Here is a 3937-nt window from a genome sequence, read left to right on the forward strand (position 1 = left end):
GCCAGGAGAGCGGTGGCCGCAGTGGCGAGGAGGAGCTTCTTGAACATGGAAGTCGTTGGCCCGTGCGATGAATTTGAACGATACAGAGCCCTGAAAGCATCAGTGGCGATAGTGCGATCTTGCAACACTGCAGAACTACGGCTTACCAGCCAAGAGCTGACGCAATACGCTACGAGCAGAAACGCACAATATTTCATGTTTGAAGTGACGTCATGATTAATTATTTCTAAACAGAAGTGGGCCGCGGCATGACCGTTAAATCTACGACAGACATTGATCGTGCCGTCGGCTTGCGCATGGCTGCCCTCCGTAAAGCTAAGGGATTGTCACAGACTGCGCTTGGCGAAGTCGCCGGCGTCACGTTTCAGCAGATCCAAAAATACGAGAATGGGCAGAATCGAATAGCCAGCGGCCGCCTACAGCAGATCGCCCAGTTTTTCGAAGTACCGATGTCAGCCCTCTTCGGCGAGAGTGAGCCCCAGGGGCAGGACGAGATGTTCCCCTTCCTCGCTGAGCCTGGCGCCATCGAAATCCTCGCCGCTTATGCATCGATTGAGGACAGTGACCTTCGCCGCGACGCGTTGTCGATTGTGCGAACCGCATCTCGGCTGAGTGTCCGGCAGACCGATTAGCCAGCAGCACCTCGCGTCCGACCGGTAAGCGCTCTTCCTTCACACGGCACGGTTCGATCGCGCGCAAAGCCTCAGACGGTTCGGAAGAGCAGTGTCCGGCTTGTCGAACAGCCGCATACCCTCACCGCATGGCTTTCGCCCGTTCCGCAGTCCGCCTGGATTCTCGCGAGCCGCTGGCGTGAAGGCGACCCTGCCGTCCCGGCAGCTTTTTTAGGGTGGTGCTGGTCTCGGCTTTCCCCGGAGTTAGAACCTCTGTATCCGTGGGGTGAATCGCTTTGCACCCTATCCCCTCGGCCTTCGGTCTGCCGGCACGACGCATCCATGCCTGCCACTCTCGGCTGATGACGCGAACGAGGTTCGGGCTGTTCTTCCTGCCCTCATGACGGCGCTCCTCAATGGTTAGCAGCCCGTCGCCCTCGGCTAGGCGGATAGCACCTTGGGCAAGGCGACGGCATACCCCGGCCCGAGCCGCGATGGCGTCGATGCAAAGGCCGCAGACTCCCTTGGCAGCGACCTCGTCGGCGACGATGCGCAGAACCGCCAGCTGCCCGGTGGTGAACCGCGAGGCCAACGCAGGCGGCATGGGGCCAGAGCAGGCCAGCAGGCGGCGGCGGTCTCTCGACATGGCCTTGTCGGGGCTAGTGGCGCTCCTGCGAGGCGGGAACAGGCTCGCGCGGCCTGCCGGGATGCCGACGGGCTTGATGCCCTCACGGATCTCGCCACGGCGCCGGTGGAGCCGTTCGGCAAGCGCTTGGGCCTCCTCGTCGGCCAAGGTCCCCGATCCGTGCCCCTGCCAGACCTGGCGCGATAGCTCGTCCATCTGCGCAAGCGTCCGCGCGCCGTCGATCGCGGCAGCCATAGTCGCGTGAAACATCGTCCCCAACCCTCTCGGGCCGCGGCAGGCACAAGGCACGACTTCTCGATGCGGGAATTGGCGTTCCCGCTTGACTCCCGAGGGGGTCCTATGGCTTGTGAGGGATTGCTGGTGGCCTCACAGGCCCATCGATTTCGCGGCCCTCCTGTTTGGCGACAGGGGGGCCGTAGTCGTTTCAGGGTCTATCTCGCGGCGGTGATCTCTCCTGATGCCGGCTCACGACTCGCTTGGGGCGATACGCGGCCGGACATGGCATGTCGGCCGGGCGGGATGGTTAAGTCAACGGTAAGGGGTCGTCTCATGGCAGCGATGAGCGCCCGCGAATTCGCCGATGAGATCGTGGAGCCAACAATCCGCGAGTTCATTGCTACGCCTGACAGACGGCACGGCTACCTTGCCTGCATCGTCTCGTACCACCTCGGCGACTATCTCAGTCCTACCGCGCTCGCTGATGCGAAGACTGCCCTGGGCCTACCATTCGTAGCCCTCTACCGCATGTGTAACGCTGCGAAGCATCGTGAGGCGACGCACGGAAAAGCGCCTCCGATGGCGGCCGGCTCCGACACGGAGCGGACTGCCTCCGGCTTCGGAAGCTTATGGGAAGACCTGCGATTTGATGACCGCTGCGGCCGGCACATCGAGCACGACGGACGGCAGTACGACATGCTCGATCTGTGCCTGATAGCAGTTCGGCACTATGCGGAGCAGTACCCCAACGATCTGCGGGACAGCGCGGTGACGCGCTTCCACTACAATACGAAACCGTATCCCGCGACCTAGTACGCCCTGGGAGGCCCACCGTTTACGATCCCCTGCTCCTGCTCGCCCTGGCGACCGAGAACGCCGAGCTCCGCGCCCAGCTTGCGGAGGTCCAGGACCAGTGCGTCGAGTTGGCGGTGGATGCCGGCGAGCTCCACGCGGAGGTGGAGGCACTGCGACGAGAATTGGCTGAGGTGCGGGCCGACCGAGGCATCTGAAAATCAAGGCGAGACGCTATGGTTCACGCGGACACGCTCAAGGCTATTGTCGGGGCCGGAGGCAGCATCGACATCTCAATCGAGGGGCAATCCCTAGATACCCGGATTGCGCTCGCCAACAGCGCCGCTGTGCATCCGGATCGACCGCGGATCGTGCTTCGCGTCAACTCAGCCATCCAGCCTCAAACTATGGCGCGTGTCGCAAGGGCTGGCAGCAGCTGCGTAATGTTTCGTTTTGGCGACTTTGACTAGGTGACCTACTCCCTGTTTTCCTCGGCCATCACGGCCTCGACGGCGGCAATCGCATTCTCCAGCTCGGCTATGCGCTTGAGTACGCTGTCTGCCGGCATAGTGTCGTGATCCGCTGCGGCGACGATCAGAACGTGCTGATGGGCCTTCAGGCGGCTGAGGAGGGCTTCAAGCTTGGACATTAGGCCGGCCTAGCCACCTGAGCGGATCTAGGCAATGTGCCTAATGCAAAGCCTCGTCAGAAGCTGCCGCTCAACGGCTCCGGCGCCGCGTTGTCGGGCTCCTCATGCGGTTGGCCGCGCTTCAGCATGTCGTCCAGCATCGAGAGCAGGTGGAGAAGTTCGAGCTTCCCGTCGTTCGTGATGTCGGGCTCGTAGATCCGATGCTGGATCGTCGCCCTCATGCCGGCCAAAGCCTCGATGTATCCTTCGGCGCGTACGGTGCTCATGGTCGGGTTCCTGACGGTGCCCGCGAGGACATAGGGCTGGCTCCCAAGCTGCCTACCGTTTCACCGCCCAGATCGGCACGCCCCCCTTTGGCCGGCCCGGCACGTTCCGGAAGTACCGCGTCCGCTCGAACCGGATGAAGTCTGGCTCGACCTTCGACACCAGATCGCCGCTTAGAACCATGGCGCCGCACAAGTCAGATCGGATCACGCCAAGGTCGGGGTGCACACCGAAGAGCTGTAGCGTCGTCCAGCCCAGCCGGCCGGCCGGCCGGCCTCGGTCGGCGTGCTTGTCGAGGAAGTCCAGGGACGCGGCATGAACGGCCTGCCAGCCGGCAGGCGTCAGTCCAGGGCACGGCACCACGCTGGGCTTCATGCCGAGGAAGGTTTCGCGCCACGCCTGGGGGCTGCCGGGTTCGATCTGGAAGGCTGGTGACGCTGACATGAGGTCCGGCGGCTGTGATGGGCCGGACGGGATAGGAGGTGAGGATCAACCGCGCCAGGACATGCGGGCCACACGCGGCATTGAGGCTGGGGACGAGAACCAATCCTACCGTCCGGTCGGTGCCAGAGAGCTCCATGCTGAGGCTCGTTGGCTGAGGTTCGAGCCAAACGAGATACACAGCAATCTCGGTGTGTAATGGCGACCTGTGGGTCTCTGGGGACGTGAACGATGTGCAACCTCTACAGCTTGGTCACGTCACAAGCGGAGATCCGTGAGGCGTTCGGTGTGGAGGAGGACCGCGCTGGCAACCTGCCG

At 63.0% G+C, this 3937-nt stretch carries 6 protein-coding genes; 2 read left to right on the plus strand and 4 right to left on the minus strand.

What is annotated here, in order from left to right:
* Positions 1-248 precede the first annotated feature (248 nt).
* The gene (locus tag ASF34_RS15460) at positions 249-632 is read left to right on the plus strand and encodes a helix-turn-helix domain-containing protein (RefSeq protein WP_056162173.1); all 384 of its coding nucleotides are present in this window, start codon (positions 249-251) and stop codon (positions 630-632) included.
* A 121-nt stretch (positions 633-753) separates the two neighbouring features.
* On the opposite strand, the gene ASF34_RS15465 is transcribed toward ASF34_RS15460, so the two are convergent.
* Positions 754-1491, minus strand: a complete 738-nt coding sequence (locus tag ASF34_RS15465) for a hypothetical protein (protein ID WP_244479012.1) — start codon at positions 1489-1491, stop codon at positions 754-756.
* Between the two features lie 315 nt (positions 1492-1806).
* Here ASF34_RS15465 and ASF34_RS22845 point away from each other — a divergent pair, with 315 nt between their 5' ends.
* Positions 1807-2286, plus strand: coding sequence for a hypothetical protein (locus tag ASF34_RS22845; protein ID WP_056162176.1), 480 nt, complete (start codon positions 1807-1809; stop codon positions 2284-2286).
* A gap of 454 nt (positions 2287-2740) precedes the next feature.
* On the opposite strand, the gene ASF34_RS23160 is transcribed toward ASF34_RS22845, so the two are convergent.
* The 3 genes from ASF34_RS23160 to ASF34_RS15485 are packed head-to-tail and all read right to left on the minus strand — an operon-like array spanning position 2741 to position 3622.
* A complete protein-coding gene (locus ASF34_RS23160) occupies positions 2741-2914 on the minus strand; it encodes a hypothetical protein (RefSeq protein WP_200913306.1) in 174 nt (57 codons plus the stop codon).
* A 56-nt stretch (positions 2915-2970) separates the two neighbouring features.
* The gene (locus ASF34_RS15480; protein WP_056162182.1) at positions 2971-3180 is read right to left on the minus strand and encodes a hypothetical protein; all 210 of its coding nucleotides are present in this window, start codon (positions 3178-3180) and stop codon (positions 2971-2973) included.
* 52 nt (positions 3181-3232) lie between these two features.
* Complete coding sequence (locus tag ASF34_RS15485) at positions 3233-3622, minus strand: hypothetical protein (RefSeq protein ID WP_056162185.1); 390 nt, start codon at positions 3620-3622, stop codon at positions 3233-3235.
* Between the last annotated feature and the right edge of the window lie 315 nt (positions 3623-3937).

The organism is Methylobacterium sp. Leaf106 (genome assembly GCF_001422895.1).
Classification (GTDB): Bacteria; Pseudomonadota; Alphaproteobacteria; order Rhizobiales; family Beijerinckiaceae; genus Methylobacterium; species Methylobacterium bullatum.

Excerpts from the sequence above, each read along its gene's own strand:
- ASF34_RS23160 (WP_200913306.1), bottom strand. The coding sequence starts at position 2,914 with ATGTCCAAGCTTGAAGCCCTCCTCAGCCGCCTGAAGGCCCATCAGCAC.
- ASF34_RS15460 (WP_056162173.1), top strand. The coding sequence starts at position 249 with ATGACCGTTAAATCTACGACAGACATTGATCGTGCCGTCGGCTTGCGC.
- ASF34_RS22845 (WP_056162176.1), top strand. The coding sequence starts at position 1,807 with ATGGCAGCGATGAGCGCCCGCGAATTCGCCGATGAGATCGTGGAGCCA.
- ASF34_RS15465 (WP_244479012.1), bottom strand. The coding sequence starts at position 1,491 with ATGGCTGCCGCGATCGACGGCGCGCGGACGCTTGCGCAGATGGACGAG.
- ASF34_RS15485 (WP_056162185.1), bottom strand. The coding sequence starts at position 3,622 with ATGTCAGCGTCACCAGCCTTCCAGATCGAACCCGGCAGCCCCCAGGCG.
- ASF34_RS15480 (WP_056162182.1), bottom strand. The coding sequence starts at position 3,180 with ATGAGCACCGTACGCGCCGAAGGATACATCGAGGCTTTGGCCGGCATG.